This window comes from Marinobacter sp. H13, assembly GCF_059072335.1.
On record NZ_JCACRU010000001.1, the window covers coordinates 2,876,083 to 2,896,404 of the forward strand.

The following is a 20,322-nucleotide window of genomic DNA, read 5'->3' on the forward strand; positions in this document are numbered from 1 at the left end:
GCTTCGTATGAAATGGTTGAGTTTCAGTCAGCTTCCTGTTTTCGCGCGGTTCCTTCTGGTGATGGCGGCTGTTCTGACCGCCCCAGTGCCTGTTGAGGCGGAACTTCAGGGGCTTTCGGAAACTGAAATGTCCTCGATTGATGGAGCCGGGATCGGCCTTGTACTGGAGAATTTCAAATTCTCCCATGGAACGGATGAGCCGGATGCCTCGGGAGAGCAGGCACGCATTTTCCGGATTGGCGGGATCAAAAGCACCGACGGCCGTGATGTCGATATTACGGTAAACCATCTCTACATCGCCGGGGCCAATAGCAACTACGGAGAGACCCTGGGCCCGGTCAATCTTGGGAGACTCCTGAACCCGTGGAAAATTGATGTGGTGGATGGCAATGATATTGGTATCGCTGACAAGGCGGTGCTGGAGTTCGCAGCCAGTGCCATGGTCAATAGCGACCAGGGTTATGACTGCATGGACTCCGGGGCCGGTCCCGGCAGCGGCACCTGCTCGAGTCGCCCGGCGTCCGCTGGATACATCGGGGAGCGAGCGGACATCGGCATGCAGATGAACGTGGCAGTTGGTGACGACCGGTCTGCCAATATCAATATCCACGCAAAGAGTGCTGTCATCGATGGTAGCTATCTGCGCCTTTGGGGCGATAACGATCGGCGCCAGATGGTCGGCCAGTTCAAGCTGAATTTCTATTCCCCGGAACTTTCTATCAATGCCTGCGCACAGGACGGTTCCACCTGCGGATCACGAATACTGATGAGCAATTTTGCGCTCGAGCTGGCGATTGGCAACCAGCTTCAACCGGTATTCTTCGACGTTGATGGCAGTGGAAACTTTGTTGTGGAGGTTGCTGCAATTCGGCGCCCTCAGCCGGGCGAGATCGGTGCCGACGGTCTCCGCGGCAGCAGTGATGCGGACGCCTGGGATTTCTACGAGTCCTACTACACGAACCCGGAGTTTCGCAGCAATCTCAAGATCGGAAATTTCAGTGTTGGCGACCGCGATTTTGGTTCGGCCCGTGTACAGGGAATGCTGATACAACACTTGAACATTAAGACCAGGGATCTGAGCCAATGAAATCCTTTCTGCGCAGAACAATACTGGCTCTCCCTGTTTTTCTGTTTTCACTCCCCAGCCTTGCCGAACTCGCCCGCCTGGAAGATGAAGCTCTCTCGGATATCTCCGGACAGGGTGGGATCTACCTGTCCGGCGATATCAGCATCAATGAAATGGGCGGTCCGGTTGAGAACAGTTATTTCGGACGTTGTGATGACGTGGACAAAAAGTGTGGCGCCCGTTTTGCTTACCGGCTGAAAGAAAACGGCGGATGGATGGTGCTTGATGATATTCGGGGCAATTTCGCGTTTGAGGGCCTGACACTGCGGGTCCGCAAAGTCGATTCGGGATTCGGTGGTGATGGCGAACTGTTCAATCGGGATGTGCTGGAGCTTGGGCTGCCCAATACTGTTCGGTTCAACGACGTTCAATTCAAGATTTCTTCCAGCAGCACGGCCCGGCCCACCGACCCCGGCTTTCAGCAGACCGACATATTCTCTGTTGATATGCGAGGGGACGTTGTGATGGAAGGAAACCTGCTCGTGTTTCCGGCGGGGAATCCGTGAGATTGAAGAGGTTAACGGTTATGGGCGCGCCAGACAGAATCAAACAACTTGCCCCGATGGCCACTGGGCTGTTTTGTGTGGTCCTCGCCTTGCCGGTGGTCGCCGACATGAAAAGCCTGGACGATTCCACGCTGGCAAACATCAGTGGCCAGAGTGGTTTGTCGGTAGAGCTCGATCTTGGCCTGACGGCAGATCGACTGTCCTATGTTGATGATGGCAGCAGCATCCATCTGGACGGTTTTCGCATTGGGTCCGCCGTTGATCCTTCTGGTCAGGCATTCCACCTGATTCGCATCGATGTTGAGGAGGATGCATCCCTTAACCTCGATTACCTGGTGAAAGACCGACGGATCGAGTTCGGTGATATCCGGCTCGCCGGGGCCCCCGGTGTCAGTATGGGGGGGATCTTTTTCGATCATTCTCTGGAAGGGTATTTAAATATAAGGCAGGGCAGCTCCGTTGGCGGGGCCGGATATACCTTTGACTCCGCCTACACGATGACCGGCGGCCGTCTGGGATATCGCACCAATGGCAATAAAGTTTTTCTGGACGATATCACCATGAGTGTGGAGGCACTGGGAGTAACCCTGGATGTGGTCGACGACACTCTGGCTCTGAATGCGCCCAGAATAACCGGGGATTGGGAGGTCGGCGCGATTCGTTACAGCAGCAACCCCCTGAATCATGGCGTATCCGTCGATTCCGGCAACGGACAACCTCTGCCCAGCTATGGCAGCCTGAGTGGAAGTTACGAGCTTTCCTCCAGCACCAGCCTGACTGCCGGCGGCCGATCCGGAGAGGGTCTGCGAATCGATAACGAGACCGTTATACACTCGGCCTCTTTTCTATACAGGGATGACGGAAAGGCCCTCGCGCTTCGAGACATCACTGGCGTCTATCGGATTAACGACCTCCGGCTCGATGTGGCGACCGACTGGCAGAATAGACCGGCCCTGGCCCTGACCCTTGGCTCCATGGATGGTGAATTCAGCATTGGCGCTATTGAGGTGGGTGGCAATGGCAAGAGTATCGGTCAGGTGAATGTCAGCTTTTTGCTTGAAGATCAGGTGTTCAACGGCCGCAGCTATTCCAATGCGATCTATCTGCAGGGGGGTGGACACCCTGACGCCGGGCCTCAGGGCTTGCGACTTGCCACTGAATGGAGTCTTCGGCTTGCCGATTTCAGCTACACCGAAGACGGCAACCGGGTGATATTCAGTGGCCTGCAGTCCTGGGGGCAGGGCGATGTAACGGTCAATGTAACTCGCGATGGCGTCACCAACGGTACCGAGTTCTTCGATGGTCTGCGGATTGGTTTCGAGGACATCAGGGCCGGCTACCGGATCAACGGTCTGCGAGTAGGAAGTGATGACGCCCCCTTGCAGGGTGGCACAGAGCTGCTGCTGGCACTGGGGTTCTATCCGGCTTACGAATTCGAGCTTGATGGCCATGTGACGCTCGGCGCAGGAGGCGCATCGGGTGAGGGGATTACCATCAATTCCGATGTCAGCATCAGGAACGGCAAGGCGGCGATTATCGCGGTGCCCTACGATGAAGGAAATGGTGAAATTCCCCAGAAGGGCCTCTGGATTACCGAACTGGATTATGACGCGCATGTGCGCGACATGACCGTTGATGTCAGCCAGGAGGGGCTTGCGGTGATCAAGGGCGAATCCTGGAGCACCATGGATATCGGCAATCTGAGAATCGGCGACAAGGAATCCGGTCAGAGTTTCGGGAGGTTCGTGATTCAGAAATACGAAACCGGCAGCAGCATGACCGTCGTCCCCGGCGGGGCCGGCGATGTCTGCGCCGGTGGCATGGGTGATAGTCCATCCGCTTGTGCGGCTTCCGGAGGCGTCTGGGAAACCCGGGGTGAGGAGGGGCTGACGGTCCGCCTGAAGCAGGTGCTTGCCAAGGCCATCAATGAAGGCCGGAAGAACTCCCTGACCTGGGAAACCAACCGGCAAAGCAGCGGTGTTGGTGAGGCCATGAACGGAACCGGGACGAGCCTCGTTCTGAACGATATCCATACCAGCGATGGTGGGGACTTCGATGGTGATGGCGTAGACGACAACTCGTTTGGGCTACGGACCGATCTTTCCGTGGATGTCTATCAAACCCGGGTTGTGAAAAAGGAGGACGGTCCGGATGCAATGGGAGTGACAGGCAACCGGGGCGATGAAAAAATCATGGATGGTTCGTCCGCTGCCGGCTACCGCTATGTCTCCAATCCAACCCTCGCCGAGGCCGACAACAGACCGCTCGGGTTTGCGGTGAAGGCGAGAAGCCGGTTCAAGGAACTCTCGATCAACAATATCGATCTGGTTCATCCCGTTGGTGGTGCTCAGACGGCCGTCTATGGCGTCAAAATGCAGAACTTTGATATCAAGGCCAATCTGACCGCAACCCCGATTCCCTGATCTTCCGACAGGCGGTTCGCAAAGCGACACCGCCAACTTTGTCTTTTTCCCTTCCCTGGTGTTTAATCCGGCCTTACCCAATTTCATGGCTGGATGCATCTTATGAAATCCAAAGCACTTATAGAGCTGCTCAGTGACGGTCAGGTTCACTCCGGAGCCGCGCTGGCCGAAAAGCTCGGGGTTAGTCGTACCGCAATCTGGAAGCAGATTCGTCGCGCGATGGAGGAAGGTGCTGACATTGCCACGATTCGCGGACGTGGATATCAGCTGGTGTCCCGGGTGGACCTGCTCGATAGGGCACGGGTGCTTCGTGAAATTGCCGCCGGCCGGGAGCAGGAGCTTTCACTGACAGTCCTCGACGAGGTTGACTCGACCAATGCCGAGGTGATCAGGCAGATTACCGCCGGAAGCAAAGGTGTCCCGGTTGTTATCGCCGACTGTCAGACGTCCGGCCGAGGTCGACGGGGGCGTGTGTGGCAAAGCCCCCAGGGCGAAAACCTGTACCTGAGCATGGGGCTCACCTTCCACGGCGGCTTCAGTGTACTGGATGGGTTAAGTCTGGTGCTCGGCGTTGCGGTGGCCAATGCCCTGGAACGACTGGGAGTGCCGGAGGTCGGACTCAAGTGGCCAAATGATATTTTTCTGCCGGACGGCAAGCTTGGCGGCATCCTGGTGGAGCTCCAGGGCGAGCTGGAGGAAGGCGTGGTGCAGGTCATTGCGGGTATTGGGCTGAATGTACATATGTCCCGGGCTGATGGCGTCGATCAACCCTGGAGCAGCCTCGCCAGGGCCTGCCCTCAAGTCGAGTGGTCGCGCAGCCAGATCGGCGGTGCAATCATCGATGCTGTATTCGATGCTGTCGCGCTGTTCTCGGATATCGGGTTTGCAGATTTTCGGGAGTCCTGGCAGCGTCGCGATGTGTTCATGGGAAAATCGCTCAAGGCCCGGGGCGGTGATGTCGAAGGTGTCGGTTGTGGCATTGATGACGCCGGCAACTATCAAATCCGGACCGAAAACGGGCTTGTTCCGGTGCGCGCAGGGGAAATCAGTCTGCGAGTGGCAAAATGAATCTGTTTATTGACGCGGGTAACACCCGGCTGAAGTGGTGTCTTGCAAACCAGGATGAGGTTCTGGCCTCGGGGACCGGCTCTCTCGAAGACGAGAACCCCCTGGGCATGTCGGGAGAACTGATCGGAAAGGTGGTGTCTGTCGCCATATCCACCGTCGCGTCTGAAGAAAGGCGAACTCATTTGGCGGGCTCCGTCGAGAAGCTGTGTCAGGCGCCGGTTCGCTTTTACTGGTCGGAACAGTCCCGGAATGGCCTCATGAACGCCTACCAGGATGTCTCGAGAATGGGGGCTGATCGGTGGCATGGAATGTACGGTGCCTGGCTCGATCACAGGCAGGGCTTTGCGGTCTTGGACGCAGGCAGTGCCGTTACTGTCGATTATGTTGATCGGCATGGTCAGCATCTGGGTGGTTATATTCTTCCTGGCCTGCAGATGATGCTGCGCAGTCTCCGGACCGATGCCGCCCGGATCTGGTTCGACCCAGACCAGGGGCTGGCAACGGATCCTGGCAAGAGTACCGGAGAGTGCGTGAACCATGGTCTTGCCTGGCTGTCTGCTGCGATGATTGAGCGGGTGATCGCTGACGCCCGAAAACTGTCACTGTCTGAAATTCTGGTTACTGGCGGCGATGCTGACCGGCTTATCGGTCTTGGTCTGCCCGGTATTTCTCGCCCGGATCTTGTGTTGTCGGGCCTTCGTGCAATTCATGCGGAGGAAACCTCCGGATGAGGTGGTTGGCGTTGGTGCTGGTGCTGGTGAGCATTGCTATTTATTACCTGCCGGACTTCGTGGGGCCATCGGGCGGCATGGCCAATGTTGCCAGTGGCAGCCTGCCAAGGGTGACCAGCCTCAAATCGCCGGGGCCGGCAGACTCCGGTGTCGGGCCTGGTGCACCCGCCGACGAATCCGAAATGTCCTGTGCCCGCCTTGGATGGATTGAAACCGCGGAGCGCGCCCGAAGCCTGGTGGACAGTCAACCTCTCGCGGAGGAGGCGGGTTTCAGGATTGAAGAAGTCGAAAGAGAGCTGGCACCCCTACACTGGGTTCTTATTCCACCCCAGCCCGAGGCTGTCGCCCTGAGCCAGTTTCGTGACATTCAGAGGCGGGGGATCGACTCCTATCTGGTTACCGAGGGCGAAAACCGCAATGCAATTTCGCTGGGGCTGTTCGAGTCCCGCGAATCTGCAATTTCCGTGCTGGAAGAAAAAAAACGTCAGAATCTTAATGCGGTACTGGTCAACTTCCCCCGAAATCAGATAAGCTACGCGCTCTCTTTTGAGGCGGAACCGGAACTCGCTGAAGAACTGGTTCAGGCGGTGAAAGCGGATTACGGCAGCAATTTTGATTTCGTTGAAATCAGGCCTTGTGAAGGTGTTGCAACGCCAGAAAAAAATCCGTAGTATACCGCCCTCGCTGACGAGGCGAATGTGAGCTGGCGTAGCTCAGTTGGTAGAGCAGCTGACTTGTAATCAGCAGGTCGGGGGTTCGATTCCGTCCGCCAGCTCCACTTTAAGTTTTGACGGATTTGCTCACGCGAATCCGACTCGGAGGGGTTCCCGAGTGGCCAAAGGGATCAGACTGTAAATCTGACGGCATCGCCTTCGCAGGTTCGAATCCTGCCCCCTCCACCACTAAATTGCTCGCGGGCATCGTATAGTGGCTATTACCTCAGCCTTCCAAGCTGATGACGCGGGTTCGATTCCCGCTGCCCGCTCCAATTTGTTTTGTAATGCTCATGTAGCTCAGTTGGTAGAGCACACCCTTGGTAAGGGTGAGGTCGGCGGTTCAAATCCGCCCATGAGCTCCATTATTTATCCGGTCAACGTTACGATCCTGGTTGATTAGGGAGATTGGTCGAATGTCTAAGTCTAAGTTTGAACGTAATAAGCCGCACTTGAACGTAGGCACCATTGGTCACGTTGACCATGGTAAAACCACTTTGACTGCTGCCCTGACCCGTGTATGTCACGAAGTTTGGGGTACAGGCTCTGCGAGTGCCTTCGACCAGATCGATAACGCACCGGAAGAGAAGGCGCGTGGTATTACCATTGCGACTTCCCACGTTGAGTACGATTCCCCGAATCGCCACTACGCTCACGTAGACTGCCCGGGCCACGCTGACTATGTGAAGAACATGATCACTGGTGCGGCGCAGATGGACGGCGCGATCCTGGTTTGCTCTGCAGCTGACGGCCCCATGCCGCAGACTCGTGAGCACATCCTGCTGTCCCGTCAGGTTGGCGTACCTTTCATCGTTGTGTTCCTGAACAAAGCGGACATGGTAGACGATGAAGAGCTGCTCGAGCTGGTTGAGATGGAAGTTCGTGACCTGCTGAGCCAGTACGACTTCCCGGGTGACGACACTCCGATCATCACCGGTTCTGCGTTGATGGCGCTGGAAGGCAAAGACGACAACGAGATGGGTACTACCGCTGTTAAGAAGCTGGTAGAAGCTCTGGATGACTACATCCCCGAGCCGGAGCGTGCGATCGATCAGCCGTTCCTGATGCCGATCGAGGACGTCTTCTCTATCTCTGGTCGTGGTACTGTTGTGACCGGCCGTGTTGAGCGTGGCGTTATCAAGACTGGTGACGAAGTGGAAATCGTTGGTATCAAGGATACCGTGAAGACTACTTGTACTGGTGTTGAGATGTTCCGCAAGCTGCTGGACGAAGGTCGTGCCGGTGAGAACATTGGTGCGCTTCTGCGTGGCACCAAGCGTGACGACGTTGAGCGTGGTCAGGTTCTGGCGGTTCCGGGTTCCATCACTCCGCACACCAAGTTCGAGTGCGAAGTGTACGTACTGTCCAAAGAAGAAGGCGGCCGTCATACTCCGTTCTTCAAGGGCTACCGTCCGCAGTTCTACTTCCGTACCACCGACGTGACCGGTTCTTGCGAACTGCCGGAAGGTGTGGAAATGGTTATGCCGGGTGACAACGTCAAGATGAGTGTTACCCTGATTGCTCCGATCGCCATGGAAGATGGCCTGCGCTTCGCGATTCGTGAAGGCGGCCGTACCGTTGGTGCCGGCGTAGTCTCCAAGATCATCGAGTAATAGACTCGAGAGTAAGTGCACTGAGTTGTTTCGGTGCAGGCCAGTAGCTCAATTGGCAGAGCAGCGGTCTCCAAAACCGCAGGTTGGGGGTTCGATTCCCTCCTGGCCTGCCATTTTTTAACATCCGGATACATAAGTTGATTCCTATGGAGTCAAAAGCCGTTCAGTCAGCCAGCCGTTTCGATTTCGTGAAGTGGCTGGTTGTTTTCGTTCTGATCGCCATCGGTGTGGTGGGGAATCAGTATTATAGTGCCGAGTCTCTGCTGTATCGGGTTCTGGCTCTTGTAGGTCTCGCAATTGTGGCGGCGCTTGTTGCCCTCCAGACCGACCGTGGTCGTCGCTTCGCGACGCTGCTGAAGGAAGCGAGAGTCGAGATCCGGAAAGTGGTATGGCCCACCAGGCCCGAGCTCGTGCAGACGACAGCGATTGTTGTGGTGTTTGTGCTCGTTGTGGCTCTGTTGTTGTGGGGTATGGATTCGTTGATCAGCTGGCTGGTCGCCGGGTTTATCGGTTAACAGGAGTGGGCAATGGCTAAGCGCTGGTACGTCGTTCATGCGTATTCTGGCTTCGAAAAGCAGGTGATGCGCACTCTCAGGGAGCGCGTTGCGCTGCGCGAGATGGAAGACCGTTTCGGCGAGATCCTGGTTCCGACCGAGGAAGTCGTCGAAATGCGAGAAGGGAAGAAGCGCAAGAGTGAGCGCAAATTCTATCCCGGGTACGTACTGGTCCAGATGGAAATGGACGATGCGACGTGGCACCTTGTTAAGAATACTCCGCGTGTTCTTGGTTTTATTGGTGGTACCAAGGATAAGCCTGCACCGATTACCGAAAAGGAAGCGGAAGCGATCCTTCGTCGAGTCGAAAGCGGTGCAGACAAGCCCAAGCCGAAGACGCTGTTCGAGCCGGGTGAGATTGTTCGCGTTGTTGAAGGTCCTTTTGCGGACTTCAATGGTGTGGTTGAGGAAGTTGACTACGACAAGAGTCGGGTCAAGGTTGCCGTTCTGATCTTTGGTCGTTCAACTCCGGTAGAGCTGGAGTTCGGGCAGGTCGAGAAAGACTGACCGGTAACGGGAAAGCTGAAAGCTCGCGCGCTCAAGCGACGCGGGCTTTTTGTGTCTGCTCTTAGCAGTTGTAAAAACGGGGAGCCGAGAGGCGTTTGAACCCACAGGAGATCTATCATGGCAAAGAAAATTGAAGCGTACATCAAGCTTCAGGTTGCTGCCGGCAAGGCCAACCCGAGTCCCCCCGTTGGTCCTGCACTGGGTCAGCGCGGCGTAAACATCATGGAATTCTGCAAGGCGTTCAACGCCCAGACTCAGGACATGGAGCCTGGTCTGCCGATTCCGACCGTGATCACCGTTTACAGTGATCGCAGCTTTACCTTTATTACCAAGACTCCGCCTGCACCGGTTCTTCTCCTGAAGGCCGCTGGCATCAAGAGTGGCTCCGGTCGTCCGAATACCGAGAAAGTCGGTACCGTGACCCGCGAGCAGCTTGAAGAAATTGCCAAGACTAAAGAGCCGGACCTGACTGCAGCCGATATGGACGCAGCGGTACGTACCATTGCAGGAACAGCCCGCAGCATGGGCCTGAACGTGGAGGGCCTGTAACATGGCGAAGCTGAGCAAGCGTCAGAAGCTTATTCGTGAAAAGGTAGACTCTACCCGTTCCTACTCTGTCGACGAAGCAGTTGCACTGCTGGTTGAGCTGGGCCAGAACGTGAAGTTCAAAGAGTCTGTCGACGTAGCCGTCAATCTGGGCGTTGACGCACGTAAATCCGACCAGGTTGTCCGTAGCAGCACTGTTCTGCCTCACGGCACCGGCAAAACCGTTCGCGTCGCTGTATTTACCCAGGGCGCCAATGCCGAGAAAGCAACGGCTGCTGGTGCAGACGTTGTAGGCATGGACGATCTGGCGGACGAAGTTAAGAAAGGCAACATGGATTTCGACGTGGTTATCGCCACTCCGGACGCCATGCGTGTTGTTGGTCAGCTGGGCCAGATTCTTGGTCCCCGTGGCCTGATGCCGAACCCGAAGGTGGGTACTGTGACTCCTGACGTCGAGACTGCGGTCAAGAACGCCAAGGCCGGTCAGGTTCGTTACCGCACCGACAAGAACGGCATTATCCACGCTCCGCTGGGTAACGTTGAATTCTCTGCGCAGAACATCAAGGAAAACCTTGAAGCTCTGGTAGCAGATCTGAAAAAGGCCAAGCCTTCGTCGGCGAAAGGTGTGTATCTCAAGAAGATCACCATTTCCTCGACTATGGGTCCTGGCCTGACTATCGATCAGAGCGGTCTCGCTATTTGATCCTTTGATCGGTGGTTACTTTGTAGTCTGGGCGGAAGCCAAGGCTGTCAAAGACCGCAGGCCCCCGAAGCACTTTCGGTCTGACTGGAAGTGCTGCAAGGGTTAAAGCAACGCCTGCGCAGACGGTGTGAAGACGTTCTCTCTGAACCCAAACACCGTTAGGAGCCCCGCGAGGGGTATATGTGGGTTTGCCGGGAAGACCCGGCGAAATCGAGGAGAAATCCAGTGGCAATTAGACTCGAAGACAAGAAAGCGATCGTCGCTGAAGTCAACGAGACTGCCGGTGGTGCTCTGTCTGTGGTTATGGCTGACTACCGTGGTGTTACCTCTGGTGACATGACGGCGCTTCGTGCCAAGGCTCGTGCCGAAAACGTGCGTCTGAAGGTTGTTCGTAACAACCTGGCGAAGATCGCGATTCGCGGTACCGAGTTCGAGTGCATCGACGAAGCCCTGGTCGGCCCGACCATTCTGGCATTCTCTATGGAAGATCCGGGCGCGGCAGCGCGTCTGTTGAAGGATTTTGCCAAAGAGAAAGAGGCGTTCGAGATTAAGGCACTGGCCGTCGGCGGAGAGCTGATGGGTGCAGACCAGATCGACCGTCTTGCCAAGCTGCCAACACGTCACGAAGCGCTGACAATGCTGGCCGCAGTAACACAGGCACCGATCACCAAGCTGGCACGGACACTGAACGAAGTTCCTTCGAAAGTGACTCGTGCTGTAGCGGCAGTTCGCGACCAGAAGCAAGAAGCTGCTTGATTCTGTTGAACACCATTTTTTATATTTTTGGGAGAAAGTCATGGCTCTGTCTAACGAAGACATTTTGAACGCAATCGCTGAAATGAGCGTAATGGACGTAGTTGCGCTGGTTGAAGCAATGGAAGAAAAATTCGGTGTTTCTGCCGCTGCAGCCGTTGCTGCTGCGCCGGCCGCTGCTGGTGGTGGCGAAGCTGCTGCTGAAGAGCAGACCGAGTTTGACGTTGTACTTACCGGTCCTGGTGAGAAGAAAGTAAACGTAATCAAGGCCGTTCGTGAACTGACTGGCCTGGGTCTGAAAGAAGCCAAGGAAATGGTCGACAGCGCTCCTTCCGTTATCAAGGAAGCAGCTAGCAAAGACGACGCTGAAGAAGCCAAGAAGAAGCTTGAGGAAGCAGGCGCTTCTGTTGAGCTTAAGTAAGAGTCGGCTGTTGATCGAAACCGTGCGATAAGCATGGACAGGCTGGTGGCTTTGGGCCACCGGCCTTTTTCTGTTGTATATGCTATAGAGTCTGGTGAGCAATTGCAGGTTGATGTCAGAGCTATAACCTACAGCCAGAGTCTTGTTCAAGACGGCGCGATAAGCCGAGCAATTCGGCCCCGAAGCAGAACATTGGTTGCTTCTTGATACCAGGTATCAGGTCTAAAGCTGGGGAATGCAGATGACTTACTCCTACACTGAGAAAAAGCGGATTCGCAAAGATTTTAGTAAATTGCCTTCCGTGATGGACGTCCCCTATTTGCTGTCTATTCAGCTGGATTCGTTCCGGGACTTCCTCCAAATGGAAGCCGCTCCTGAAGACCGCCGGGAAACCGGTCTTCACGCAGCATTCAAATCCGTATTCCCGATTGTCAGTTACTCTGGCAATGCCGCGCTCGAATACGTGAGCTATCGTATTGGCGAGCCGGTTTTTGATGTCAAGGAATGCCAGCTTAGGGGCGTAACCTATGCAGCGCCGCTGCGGGTGAAGGTCCGCCTTATCATTTACGATAAGGAATCGTCCAACAAGGCGATCAAGGACATTAAAGAGCAGGAAGTCTACATGGGCGAGATGCCCCTGATGACCGAGAACGGTACCTTCGTTATCAACGGTACCGAGCGCGTTATTGTTTCCCAGCTCCACCGGTCTCCGGGTGTGTTCTTCGATCACGACAAGGGCAAGACCCATTCCTCCGGCAAGCTGCTGTATTCTGCCCGGGTGATTCCTTACCGTGGTTCCTGGCTGGACTTCGAGTTTGATCCGAAGGACTCCGTGTTCGTTCGTATCGACCGTCGTCGTAAGCTTCCGGCATCCATTCTGTTGCGTGCCCTGGGCTACACCTCCGAGCAGATGCTGGAGATGTTCTTCGAAACCAGTAAATTCAGCCTGGGCGCGGAAGTGTGCAAGCTGGAGCTGGTGCCGAGCCGTCTGCGTGGCGACATCGCAACCTTCGATATCAAGGACAATGACGGTAACGTGATTGTCGAGGAAGGTCGCCGGATTACGGCCCGCCACATCAAGCAGTTGGAAAAAGCCGGCATCAACGAGCTTGAGGTGCCGACCGAGTACCTGTACGGCCGTGTACTGGCGAAAGACATGATCGATCAGGCTTCCGGTGAAGTCCTGGTGGAGTGTAACTCCGAGCTGACAGAAGAGCTGGTCACCAAGATTCTCGACGCTGGCGTGAAGGATATCGAAACCCTTTACACCAACGATCTGGACTGTGGTCCGTTCATGTCTGACACCCTGCGTATTGATCCGACTCGCACGCCGCTCGAAGCGCTGGTTGAGATCTACCGGATGATGCGCCCGGGTGAGCCGCCCACCAAAGAGTCGGCTGAGAACCTGTTTAATAACCTGTTCTTCTCTGAAGAGCGCTATGACCTGTCTGCGGTTGGCCGGATGAAGCTGAACCGCCGTCTGCGCCGTGAAGAAAGCACAGGTGAGGGCACCCTGACCCACGAAGACATCATCGACGTTCTCAAGACCCTGATCGACATCCGTAACGGCCAGGGCAATGTGGATGATATCGATAACCTGGGTAACCGTCGTGTTCGCTGTGTTGGCGAAATGGCGGAAAACCAGTTCCGCGTTGGGCTGGTTCGGGTTGAGCGAGCGGTTCGTGAGCGTCTGAGCCTTGCTGAAAGCGAAGGGCTGATGCCGCAGGACCTGATCAACGCCAAGCCGGTAGCAGCCGCGGTTAAAGAATTCTTCGGCTCAAGCCAGCTGTCGCAGTTCATGGACCAGAACAACCCGCTGTCCGAGGTCACGCACAAGCGTCGTATCTCTGCGTTGGGCCCAGGTGGTCTGACCCGTGAGCGTGCAGGCTTTGAGGTTCGTGACGTACACCCGACCCACTACGGTCGCGTATGCCCGATCGAGACGCCGGAAGGTCCGAACATCGGTCTTATCAACTCGCTGGCGACTTACGCGCGCTCCAACTCCTACGGTTTCCTCGAGAGTCCGTACCGGAAGGTTGAGAACGGCGTGGTAACCGATGAAGTGGTTTACCTGTCCGCTATCGAGGAGAGCAACTACGTCATCGCCCAGGCCAGTGCTGCCATGGACGAGAAGACCAAGCGTCTGACCGACGAACTGGTTACCGTTCGCCACCAGAACGAATTTACCGTTACTCCGCCGGAGAGCGTTAACTTCATGGATGTATCTCCGCGCCAGGTAGTATCGGTCGCGGCATCCCTGATCCCGTTCCTGGAGCATGACGACGCCAACCGGGCACTGATGGGTGCGAACATGCAGCGTCAGGCGGTTCCGACACTCAAAGCCCAGGTTCCCCTGGTAGGAACCGGTGTTGAGCGTACGGTTGCCCAAGACTCTGGCGTCTGTGTATCGGCTCGCCGCGGCGGTGTGATCGAAAGCGTTGACGCTTCGCGCATCGTGGTTCGTGTCAATAACGAGGAAACCGAAGCGGGTGATGCAGGTGTGGATATCTACAACCTGACCAAGTACACCCGTTCGAACCAGAACACCTGTATCAACCAGCGCTCCATCGTGCGTCAGGGCGATATTATTGCCCGTGGCGACGTGCTGGCAGACGGTCCCTCTGTGGATCTGGGTGAGCTGGCACTGGGGCAGAACATGCGCATCGCGTTCATGCCCTGGAACGGTTACAACTTTGAGGACTCCATCCTCATTTCCGAGAAAGTGGTGCAGGAAGATCGCCTGACCACCATCCACATTCAGGAACTGACCTGTGTGGCTCGGGACACCAAGCTGGGTAGCGAAGAAATCACCGCGGATATTCCGAACGTTGGTGAAAGTGCGCTGTCCAAGCTGGATGAGTCCGGTATTGTTTACATTGGTGCTGAAGTGGGCCCCGGTGACATTCTGGTAGGCAAGGTCACACCGAAGGGTGAGACCCAGCTGACGCCTGAGGAGAAGCTGCTGCGTGCCATCTTTGGTGAGAAGGCGTCCGATGTTAAGGACACCTCCTCCCGCGTGCCGACTGGCACCCGCGGCACCGTTATCGACGTGCAGGTCTTTACCCGCGACGGTATCGAGAAGGATCAGCGTGCCCAGTCCATCGAGAAAGAGCAGCTGGACCAGTATCGCAAGGATCTGAAAGACGAGTACCGGATTGTTGAAGGTGCGACATTCGAGCGTCTGAACAGTGCGTTGAAAGGGCAGGAAGTGATCAGTGGGCCGGGCCTGAAGAAAGGCGCCACCCTCGAAGAGAGCTACCTGGCCGAGCTGCCGCGTTCTGACTGGTTCAAGCTCCGGATGAAAGACGAGAGCCTGAACGAGCTGCTGGAGAAATCCGAGCAGGGTCTGGAAGACCGCAAGAAGGAACACGAAGCGCGCTTTGACGACAAGAAAGGCAAGCTTCAGCAGGGCGACGACCTCGCACCGGGCGTACTGAAGATCGTCAAGGTATACCTGGCTATCAAGCGTCGTATCCAGCCGGGTGACAAGATGGCCGGTCGTCACGGTAACAAGGGTGTTATTTCCTCGGTGATGCCGATCGAAGACATGCCTTACGACGAGCACGGCAACACGGTTGACGTGGTTCTGAACCCGCTGGGTGTTCCCTCGCGGATGAACGTAGGTCAGGTGCTTGAGACTCATCTGGGTGCTGCAGCCAAGGGTCTGGGTGAGCGTATCAGCCAGATGCTGGACGAGCAGCGCAAGGTGGCTGAATTACGCAAGCTGCTGGATGAGATCTACAATCACTCAGACGAAGTGTTCAAGGTGGACCTGGATTCCCTGTCCGACAAGGAAATCCTGGAGATGTGCCACAACCTTCGCGGCGGTGTGCCCATGGCAACGCCGGTATTCGACGGTGCCAAGGAAGCCGAGGTCAAGCGCATGCTTGAGCTTGCGGGACTGAGCACCACCGGTCAGACCATGCTGTATGACGGTCGTACTGGTGATATGTTCGACCGCCCGGTAACGGTTGGCTACATGTACATCCTGAAGCTGAACCACCTGATCGACGACAAGATGCACGCTCGTTCCACCGGCTCTTACAGCCTGGTTACCCAGCAGCCGCTGGGTGGTAAGGCGCAGTTCGGTGGCCAGCGCTTCGGTGAGATGGAAGTGTGGGCCCTTGAGGCCTACGGTGCGGCTTACACGCTGCAGGAGATGCTCACCGTCAAGTCTGATGACGTGAACGGTCGGACCAAGATGTACAAGAACATTGTCGATGGCGATCATCGGATGGAGCCGGGCATGCCCGAATCCTTCAACGTTCTTGTCAAGGAAATCCGCTCGCTGGGTATCGACATCGAGCTGGAATCCGAGTGAGCCGAATTGTTTTTGGCAGCGTGAGCGGGCACGACCAGTGCCCGCCCGAGATTAACGCCATCCGGAGCTTTTACTGATGAAAGATTTGCTGAATCTTCTCAAGAGCCAGAACCAAAGCAAGGAATTCGACGCCATCCGTATTGGCCTGGCGTCGCCTGACATGATCCGTTCCTGGTCCTTTGGCGAAGTGAAGAAGCCTGAGACCATTAACTACCGTACCTTCAAGCCGGAGCGCGACGGTCTTTTCTGTGCCAAGATCTTCGGCCCGATCAAGGACTACGAGTGTCTGTGCGGTAAATACAAGCGCCTCAAGCATCGCGGTGTTATCTGCGAGAAGTGTGGCGTTGAGGTTGCGCTGGCCAGTGTCCGCCGTGAGCGGATGGGCCACATCGAGCTGGCCAGCCCGGTCGCGCACATCTGGTTCCTGAAGTCACTGCCGTCCCGTATCGGTCTGATGCTGGACATGACCCTGCGCGATATCGAGCGGGTCCTGTACTTCGAGTCCTTTATTGTTATCGATCCGGGGATGACCACCCTGGAGAAGGGCCAGCTGCTGAACGATGAGCAGTACTATGAAGCCCTGGAAGAATTCGGTGACGAGTTCGACGCCCGCATGGGTGCCGAAGCGGTCAAGGAGCTCCTTGAAGGTATTGACCTGCAGGAAGAGGTCGATGCCCTACGTGAGGAGATTCCGCAGACCAACTCCGAAACCAAGATCAAGAAGTTCAGCAAGCGTCTGAAAATTCTTGAGGCGTTCCTGTATTCCGGCAACAAGCCAGGCGACATGGTCATGACCGTGCTGCCGGTGCTTCCGCCGGATCTGCGCCCGCTGGTACCGCTGGACGGTGGCCGCTTCGCGACCTCTGATCTGAACGATCTTTACCGTCGGGTGATCAACCGGAACAACCGTCTCAAGCGCCTGCTGGAGCTGAACGCTCCGGATATCATCGTGCGTAACGAGAAACGGATGCTGCAGGAAGCCGTTGACGCGCTGCTGGACAACGGACGCCGTGGCCGGGCCATTACCGGCACCAACAAGCGCCCGCTGAAGTCCCTGGCTGACATGATCAAGGGTAAGCAGGGTCGTTTCCGTCAGAACCTGCTTGGTAAGCGTGTGGACTACTCCGGTCGTTCAGTGATCGTGGTCGGTCCGTACCTGCGCCTGCACCAGTGTGGTCTTCCAAAGAAGATGGCACTGGAACTGTTCAAGCCGTTTATTTTCTCCAAGTTGGAGCACCGCGGCCTGGCGACCACCATCAAGGCCGCCAAGAAGATGGTCGAGCGCGAGGAAGGCGTGGTCTGGGATATCCTGGACGAAGTCATCCGTGAGCACCCGATCATGCTGAACCGTGCGCCGACCCTGCACCGTCTGGGTATCCAGGCGTTCGAGCCGGTTCTGATCGAAGGCAAGGCGATCCAGCTGCATCCGCTGGTGTGTGCGGCCTACAACGCCGACTTTGACGGCGACCAGATGGCGGTTCACGTACCGCTGACCCTGGAAGCCCAGCTCGAAGCCCGTGCGCTGATGATGTCCACTAACAACGTGCTGTCGCCGGCCAACGGCGAGCCGATTATCGTGCCGTCCCAGGACGTGGTACTCGGCCTGTACTACATGACCCGTGAGCGCAAGAGCGCCTTGGGTGAGGGTATGGTGTTTGCCGACGTCAAAGAGGCGCATCGTGCCTACGGCGCTGGCAAGGTCGACCTTCAGGCGATCGTCAAGGTTCGCGTGAAGGAAGTGGCGATTGCCGAAGATGGCTCCCGTACCGAGCAATACAAGATTGTTGATACCACGGTTGGTCGTGCTCTGCTGTTTGACATCGTTCCTGATGGCCTGTCCTACGAGCTGGTCAACAAGCCGATGGTCAAGAAGGCAATCTCTAACCTGATCAACACCTGCTACCGTGATGCCGGTCTGAAAGACACCGTCATCTTCGCGGATCAGTTGATGTACATGGGTTATCACTATGCGACCGTTTCCGGTATCTCTATTGGTTTCAACGATTTCGAGATTCCGCCGGAGAAGTACGAGCTGGTTGATGCCGCATCCGCTGAGGTGAAGGATATCGAAACCCAGTACGCGTCCGGTCTGCTGACCCAGGGCGAGAAGTACAACAAGGTTATCGACATCTGGTCACGTGCCAACGATAAAGTTTCCAAAGCCATGATGGAGCGTCTGGCGAAGGAGCAGGTTATCGGGCCTGACGGACAACCGGTGAAGGGCGAGGACGGCGAATACCTGATGCAGGAGTCGTTCAACTCGGTTTACATGATGGCCGATTCCGGCGCCCGGGGTTCCGCGGCCCAGATCCGTCAGCTGGCCGGTATGCGTGGCCTTATGGCCAAGCCGGACGGCTCTATTATCGAAACGCCGATCACTGCGAACTTCCGTGAAGGTCTGAACGTACTCCAGTACTTCATCTCCACTCACGGTGCCCGTAAGGGTCTGGCGGATACCGCTCTGAAGACCGCGAACTCCGGTTACCTGACCCGTCGTCTGGTAGATGTCTCCCAGGATCTGGTCGTTACCGAGCCTGACTGTGGTACCGACGAAGGTCTGCTGATGACGCCGCACATCGAAGGTGGCGACGTTGTAGTACCGCTGGGTGACCGGGTTCTGGGTCGTGTGACCGCCCGTGATGCGTTTACTCCGACCGACAAGGATAACGCCGTTATCGAAGCCGGCACTCTGCTGGACGAGAAGGCCGTTGAAACCCTCGAGCGGGCCGGTGTGGATGAAGTCTGGGTTCGCTCTGCGATCACCTGTGAAACCCGCCACGGTATCTGCTCCAAGTGCTACGGCCGTGATCTGGCCCGTGGTCACGAGGTTAACGTCGGTGAAGCTGTGGGCGTTATCGCTGCGCAGTCCATCGGTGAGCCGGGTACCCAGCTGACTATGCGTACCTTCCACATTGGTGGTGCGGCCAGCCGGGCGTCCGCGGTGGACAATATCCAGGTCAAGCATGGCGGTGCCGTCCGTCTGCACAATATGAAGTCGATCGAGAAGGCCGACGGTACTCTGGTAGTGATTTCCCGTTCCTCCGCGTTGGCCATCGCCGATGACCAGGGTCGTGAGCGTGAATGGTACAAGCTGCCATACGGTGCTGTTCTATCCGTCAAGCACGGTGATGCGGTTGAAGCGGGCGTTGTGGTTGCCAAGTGGGATCCGCACACCCACCCGATCATCGCCGAGGCTGGTGGTACCGCGAAATTCGTCAACATGGACCAGGGCATCACTGTCCGCACCCAGACCGACGAATTGACGGGCCTGTCCACCATGGAGGTCATCGACTCCAAGGAGCGTCCTGCAGCTGGTAAGGACATTCGTCCTGCGATCCAGCTTATTGATGAGAAGGGTGAAGAAGTGGAGCTGCCAGGTGGCGGCACCGCGATCTTCTTCCTGCCGGCAAACGCTCTGGTCACCATGGCCAACGGTGCGCGGATCGAACTGGGTGACGTGGTAGCACGGATCCCGCAGGAAAGCTCCAAGACCCGGGATATCACCGGTGGTCTGCCGCGGGTTGCCGACCTGTTCGAAGCTCGTCGTCCGAAGGAATCCTCCATCCTGGCTGAAATCAGCGGTATGGTCTCGTTCGGCAAGGAAACCAAGGGCAAGAAGCGTCTGGTTATCACACCGAAGGATGGGGATGCTTACGAAGTTCTGATTCCGAAGCACCGTCAGCTCAACGTCTTCGAGGGCGAGACTGTTGAGAAGGGTGAGGTAATCTCGGACGGTCCGTCCAACCCGCACGATATTCTGCGTCTGCTGGGTGTGGTGGAACTGGCCAAGTACATCACCAACGAAATCCAGGACGTTTACCGTCTGCAGGGTGTTGTCATCAACGATAAACACATTGAGGTTATCGTTCGTCAGATGCTGCGGAAGGTGGAAATCACCGATCCCGGCGATACCACTCTGCTTTCCGGCGACCAGGTGGAAATCACCCAGGTTCTGGAAGAAAACGAGAAGGCCGATGCCGCCGACAAAGAGCCTGCACGGTTCGAGCGTCTGCTGCTGGGTATCACCAAGGCTTCCCTGGCCACCGAGTCGTTCATTTCCGCGGCTTCGTTCCAGGAAACCACCCGGGTACTCACCGAAGGTGCGGTTACCGGTAAGCGTGATTACCTGCGCGGCCTGAAGGAAAACGTTGTGGTTGGTCGACTGATTCCGGCCGGTACCGGTCTGGCATACCACAACGAGCGTCGTCGCAAGCGTGACCTGGAAGAGCAGGGCGTAACCGCGGCCGACGTGGAAGAAGCTCTGAGTGCCGAGCTCAACCGCGAAAGCTGAGTTGGGACGGCGCGCCGCCTCCGGGTAGTTACCTACCCGAGAGGTG

General features: G+C 56.6%; 15 protein-coding genes and 5 tRNA genes. All 20 read left to right on the forward strand.

From position 1 onward, the window contains the following. Positions 1-7: 7 nt before the first annotated feature. The 20 genes from AC5JQH_RS13290 to rpoC all read left to right on the forward strand — a co-directional run bounded on the left by AC5JQH_RS13290 (position 8) and on the right by rpoC (position 20,276). On the forward strand, positions 8-1,087 hold the full coding sequence (locus AC5JQH_RS13290; protein WP_405418459.1) for a hypothetical protein: 1,080 nt from the start codon (positions 8-10) through the stop codon (positions 1,085-1,087). After that, positions 1,084-1,632, forward strand: a complete 549-nt coding sequence (locus AC5JQH_RS13295) for a hypothetical protein (protein WP_108019292.1) — start codon at positions 1,084-1,086, stop codon at positions 1,630-1,632. The genes AC5JQH_RS13290 and AC5JQH_RS13295 overlap by 4 nt, the downstream gene beginning before the upstream one ends. 20 nt (positions 1,633-1,652) lie before the next feature. Beyond that, positions 1,653-4,055 carry a DUF6160 family protein gene (locus AC5JQH_RS13300; RefSeq protein WP_493805679.1) on the forward strand — a complete coding sequence of 801 codons (2,403 nt, stop codon included), beginning with the start codon at positions 1,653-1,655 and terminating at the stop codon, positions 4,053-4,055. Between the two features lie 102 nt (positions 4,056-4,157). Next, complete coding sequence (locus AC5JQH_RS13305) at positions 4,158-5,123, forward strand: biotin--[acetyl-CoA-carboxylase] ligase (RefSeq protein WP_092034375.1); 966 nt, start codon at positions 4,158-4,160, stop codon at positions 5,121-5,123. Continuing rightward, positions 5,120-5,854, forward strand: a complete 735-nt coding sequence (locus tag AC5JQH_RS13310) for a type III pantothenate kinase (RefSeq protein WP_008174817.1) — start codon at positions 5,120-5,122, stop codon at positions 5,852-5,854. Before AC5JQH_RS13305 ends, AC5JQH_RS13310 begins: the two co-directional genes overlap by 4 nt. Further along, a complete protein-coding gene (locus tag AC5JQH_RS13315; protein ID WP_254775562.1) occupies positions 5,851-6,525 on the forward strand; it encodes a hypothetical protein in 675 nt (224 codons plus the stop codon). Before AC5JQH_RS13310 ends, AC5JQH_RS13315 begins: the two co-directional genes overlap by 4 nt. 31 nt (positions 6,526-6,556) lie before the next feature. Further along, positions 6,557-6,632 (forward strand) — tRNA-Thr (locus AC5JQH_RS13320). Between the two features lie 39 nt (positions 6,633-6,671). Next, positions 6,672-6,756 (forward strand) — tRNA-Tyr (locus AC5JQH_RS13325). Between the two features lie 11 nt (positions 6,757-6,767). After that, positions 6,768-6,842: transfer RNA gene (locus tag AC5JQH_RS13330), tRNA-Gly, on the forward strand. A 14-nt stretch (positions 6,843-6,856) separates the two neighbouring features. Further along, positions 6,857-6,932: transfer RNA gene (locus AC5JQH_RS13335), tRNA-Thr, on the forward strand. 51 nt (positions 6,933-6,983) lie between these two features. Continuing rightward, the gene (gene tuf / locus AC5JQH_RS13340) at positions 6,984-8,180 is read left to right on the forward strand and encodes an elongation factor Tu (protein WP_008174851.1); all 1,197 of its coding nucleotides are present in this window, start codon (positions 6,984-6,986) and stop codon (positions 8,178-8,180) included. A gap of 37 nt (positions 8,181-8,217) precedes the next feature. Then, positions 8,218-8,293 (forward strand) — tRNA-Trp (locus AC5JQH_RS13345). 33 nt (positions 8,294-8,326) lie between these two features. Further along, on the forward strand, positions 8,327-8,695 hold the full coding sequence (secE, locus tag AC5JQH_RS13350) for a preprotein translocase subunit SecE (RefSeq protein ID WP_008174826.1): 369 nt from the start codon (positions 8,327-8,329) through the stop codon (positions 8,693-8,695). A 12-nt stretch (positions 8,696-8,707) separates the two neighbouring features. Further along, positions 8,708-9,241 carry a transcription termination/antitermination protein NusG gene (gene nusG, locus AC5JQH_RS13355; RefSeq protein ID WP_493805680.1) on the forward strand — a complete coding sequence of 178 codons (534 nt, stop codon included), beginning with the start codon at positions 8,708-8,710 and terminating at the stop codon, positions 9,239-9,241. A gap of 117 nt (positions 9,242-9,358) precedes the next feature. Next, a complete protein-coding gene (rplK, locus tag AC5JQH_RS13360) occupies positions 9,359-9,790 on the forward strand; it encodes a 50S ribosomal protein L11 (protein ID WP_008174831.1) in 432 nt (143 codons plus the stop codon). A 1-nt stretch (position 9,791) separates the two neighbouring features. Then, positions 9,792-10,490 carry a 50S ribosomal protein L1 gene (gene rplA / locus AC5JQH_RS13365; protein WP_008174833.1) on the forward strand — a complete coding sequence of 233 codons (699 nt, stop codon included), beginning with the start codon at positions 9,792-9,794 and terminating at the stop codon, positions 10,488-10,490. Between the two features lie 225 nt (positions 10,491-10,715). Further along, a complete protein-coding gene (gene rplJ, locus AC5JQH_RS13370; RefSeq protein WP_008174835.1) occupies positions 10,716-11,246 on the forward strand; it encodes a 50S ribosomal protein L10 in 531 nt (176 codons plus the stop codon). A gap of 40 nt (positions 11,247-11,286) precedes the next feature. After that, on the forward strand, positions 11,287-11,664 hold the full coding sequence (gene rplL, locus AC5JQH_RS13375; protein ID WP_008174836.1) for a 50S ribosomal protein L7/L12: 378 nt from the start codon (positions 11,287-11,289) through the stop codon (positions 11,662-11,664). Positions 11,665-11,905: 241 nt separating this feature from the next. Next, the gene (gene rpoB, locus AC5JQH_RS13380) at positions 11,906-15,985 is read left to right on the forward strand and encodes a DNA-directed RNA polymerase subunit beta (RefSeq protein WP_041646080.1); all 4,080 of its coding nucleotides are present in this window, start codon (positions 11,906-11,908) and stop codon (positions 15,983-15,985) included. Between the two features lie 76 nt (positions 15,986-16,061). Then, entirely contained in the window at positions 16,062-20,276 is a 4,215-nt protein-coding gene (gene rpoC, locus AC5JQH_RS13385) for a DNA-directed RNA polymerase subunit beta' (protein ID WP_493805681.1), read from the forward strand. The last annotated feature ends 46 nt before the right edge of the window (positions 20,277-20,322 follow it).